Source organism: Corallococcus llansteffanensis (genome assembly GCF_003612055.1).
GTDB classification, from domain to species: Bacteria; Myxococcota; Myxococcia; order Myxococcales; family Myxococcaceae; genus Corallococcus; species Corallococcus llansteffanensis.
The window spans coordinates 1-3426 of record NZ_RAWB01000809.1 but is presented as its reverse complement, the minus strand read 5'-3'; the positions used below and the strand labels follow the sequence as shown (position 1 = coordinate 3426).

2 protein-coding genes are annotated in these 3426 nt (G+C 71.0%); one reads left to right on the top strand and one right to left on the bottom strand.

Annotated elements, in window-relative coordinates:
* A partial coding sequence (locus tag D7V93_RS40530; RefSeq protein ID WP_372338419.1) for a TonB-dependent receptor family protein occupies nt 1-2319 on the top strand: 2319 nt, incomplete at its 5' end.
* Nucleotides 2320-2328: 9 nt separating this feature from the next.
* Here the strand turns inward: D7V93_RS40530 and D7V93_RS40525 are convergent.
* Entirely contained in the window at nt 2329-3357 is a 1029-nt protein-coding gene (locus D7V93_RS40525) for a lipase family protein (protein WP_120648356.1), read from the bottom strand.
* Nucleotides 3358-3426: the final 69 nt, after the last annotated feature.

Sequence of the window (3426 nt, the reverse complement as noted above, 5' to 3'; positions counted from 1 at the left end):
CCCCCATCGTCGTCGGCGGAGACGCCCCCGGCACCGGCTCCCGCATCCCCGCCTGTGTCCGAACCCGCGCCCGGGCCGGCCGCCGCCGAGCCCGCCGCACCTGCGTCCGAGCCGGCCACCCCACCCGCTGAACCGCTCCAGGCAAGCACCCCTCCGGAGCCTGCCGCGGAGCCCACCGCGCCCGTGGCCTCCGACGCGCCCGTCGCGGAGACGCCGCCCGCCGGTTCGCGCAAGTTCGAGAGCGTGGTGGTGGGCACGTCCGAGGCGAAGACGAGCGGCTCCATCCATATCCTCAAGCCAGAGAAGCTCCAGCGCTACGAGCTGGACGACCCCCAGGCCATCCTCCAGTCCGTGCCGGGCGTGTACGGCCGGGGCGAGGATGGCTTCGGCCTGCGGCCCAACCTGGGCCTGCGCGGCGTCAACCCGGACCGCAGCAAGAAGGTCACGCTGCTGGAGGACGGCATCCTCTTCGGGCCGGCGCCCTACTCCGCGCCCGCCGCGTACTACTTCCCGCTGATGACGCGCATGCAGTCGGTGCGCGTGCTCAAGGGCCCCTCCTCCGTGCAGCAGGGCCCGCAGACGGTGGGCGGGTCGGTGGACCTCATCACCCGGGACATCCCGGCGCAGGAGTCGTTCGGCCTGGACGTCGCGGGCGGCCAGTACCTCTACGGCAAGGCGCACGGCTACTTCGGCGCGAGCACGGAGCGCGCGGGCTTCCTCATCGAAGGCATCCACCTGCGCAGCAGCGGCTTCAAGGACATCGACAACAGCGACGCCTCCACCGGCTTCCACCGCAACGAGTGGATGGCCAAGGTGCGCTACCGGCTGGTGCCGGACGGCGAGCTGCGCCAGACGCTCCAGCTCAAGCTGGGCTACTCCGACGAGGGCTCCAACGAGACGTACCTGGGGCTGTCGGACGCGGACTTCGCGGACGCCCCGCTGCGCCGCTACAAGGCCAGCCAGTTCGACCACATGCAGTGGCACCGCACCCAGGCGGTGCTCAGCCACGTGCTGGAGGGGCGCGACGTCGCGGTGACGACGTCGCTGTACCGCCAGGACCTGGACCGCACCTGGCGCAAGGTGAACGGCTTCCGGGGCACGTCCATCGCGGACGTGCTCGCGGACCCCACGAGCGCGCGCAACGCCATCTATTACGGCGTGCTGACGGGGGAGCTGGACTCGTCCACGCCGGGAGAGACCATCCTCATCGGGCCCAACCACCGCGTCTTCGTGAGCCAGGGCCTCCAGAGCGTCGCCCGCTGGACGGCGACCACCGGCCCGCTGTCACACAACGCCGAGTTCGGCGTGCGCTACCACTACGACAGCATCGACCGTCGCCACACGCAGGACGGCTTCCTCATGGTGGGCGGCGAGCTGGTGGCCGAGGGTGGAGAGACGGAGGTCACCGCCGACAACAAGGACTCCACGCACGCGCTCGCGCTGCACGCGACGGACGCCATCGCCTGGGGCCCGCTGGTGGTGACGCCGGGCGTGCGGCTGGAGATCATCCGCTCGCGGTCCGCGGACAAGCTGGCGGGCACGGAGGACCACGGCTCGCTGGAGGCGCTGATGCCGGGCGTGGGCGTGTATGGCGCGCTCACCCCCTCGCTGGGCCTGTTCGCGGGCACCTACCGCGGCTTCTCCCCGCCCGCGCCGGGCCAGCCCCAGGCGGTGTCCGCGGAGAAGAGCCTCAACTCCGAGGCCGGCGCCCGCTGGTCGCGCCGGGGCGAGCGCTTCGAGGTCGTGGGCTTCTTCAACGACTACTCGAACCTCACCGACGTCTGCACCTTCTCCAACGGCTGTCTGGACGACAACCTGGACCGGCAGGTGGACGCGGGCGAGGCGCACATCTACGGCCTGGAGGCCTTCGCGGAGAAGACCTTCCGTCCGGGCGGCGGCATCACCTTCCCGCTGACGGTGGCGTACACCTTCACGCGCACGAAGCTGCTGGAGGACTTCCGCTCGTCGGATCCGCAGTTCGGCAACGTGCAGGCCGGAGACGAGCTGCCCTACGTGCCCCGGCACCAGCTCTTCGCCTCGCTGGGCGTGGAGGGCGCCCGCTGGGGCGCCTTCATCAGCACCACGTACCTCGCCAGCATGCGCGAGGAGGCAGGCCAGGGTGAGATTCCCGAGGGCGTGAAGACAGGCGCCCTGCTGACGTTCGACGTGAACGCCAGTTGGAACGTCACCCGCTGGGGCCAGCTCTACGTGAGCGGCCGCAACCTGCTGGACGAGGCGGTCATCGTCGGACGCCGTCCCTACGGTGCCCGCCCCAACGCGCCGCGCACGCTCATCGGCGGGTTCAAGATCCAGCTCTAGGCGCGGACCCTACGGCGCCGCCACCTGATGGCTCGGGGGCTGCGCCACCGGCTGGTGCGGCAGCGCCTGCGCGGACGCCTTCGCGCTCGCGATGTTGTCGGCCGTGGGCGGGACGCTGGTGTCCGTCAGGGGGTTGCCGCTGCCATCCGTGTAGACGCCGTCCGGGAAGGGGCCGGCGTAGATCTGCGGCGGCGGCACCACGGGCAGCGCCTTCGTGAGCACGGCGAGGTAGTTGTCCATCTCGTGCCGGATGGTCGCCTCCTGCGTACTGTGGCTCCCGAGCGTGTTGTAGAAGAGGATGGAGAACTCCTCGCCCACCTGCCCGTAGCGGACCGCGGGCGGCAGCGTGGGCACCACGTCGTACTGGTTGACGACGCGCACCGTCACCGGGCTCGTGACGTACTGGGCATAGGCCTTCCCCCAGGAGTCCGTGAGCCCCGCCTTCGGCGCCGCGAAGGTGACGGTGGTGACGCTCAGCGACGACTGGCTCACCGCCAGGTCCAACGCCATCAACTCCGCGAGCCCGCCGCCCAGGCTGTGGCCCGTCAGGTAGAGCTTCTGGATGTTGTTCGCCTTCAGCCACGCGAACACCTGCGCCTGCATCGACTGCGTCACCGAGCCGCCCACCCCGGTGTAGATGCTCCAGAACCCGCCGTGCACCTGCGGCACGGGGGACAGCGTCGCGCCGTTGAACGGCACGAAGGACGTGGTGGCGTACTCCTCGTCCGCGCGGACATCGGCGGCCGTCACCGTCCCTCGCAGCGCCAGCATCGCCGTGCTCGAATCGCCGTCGGCGAGGTACCAGAGGCCGAACAGCTCCGGGGCACCTCCCTTCTGCGGCACCCACACGGTGAGGGTGTCCTGCTGCGTCCAGCCGCTGACCACCGGAACGGTTTTGCCGTTGAAGGAGTCGTAGGCCGCGACCACCCCCTGCCCCATCGGCAGCACCACGGTGGCATCCAGCACGGGCTGCGGCGGCATCGGGTGGATGGGGCCAGCGGACTGCGGACGGGGGACGGCGGCGGTCGAGGTCGTCATGGACACACCCTGGGAAGGTGATGCCCTGGCCCTTGTGCAGCGCCCGTGCCGTGACGCCCTCCCCTCGGG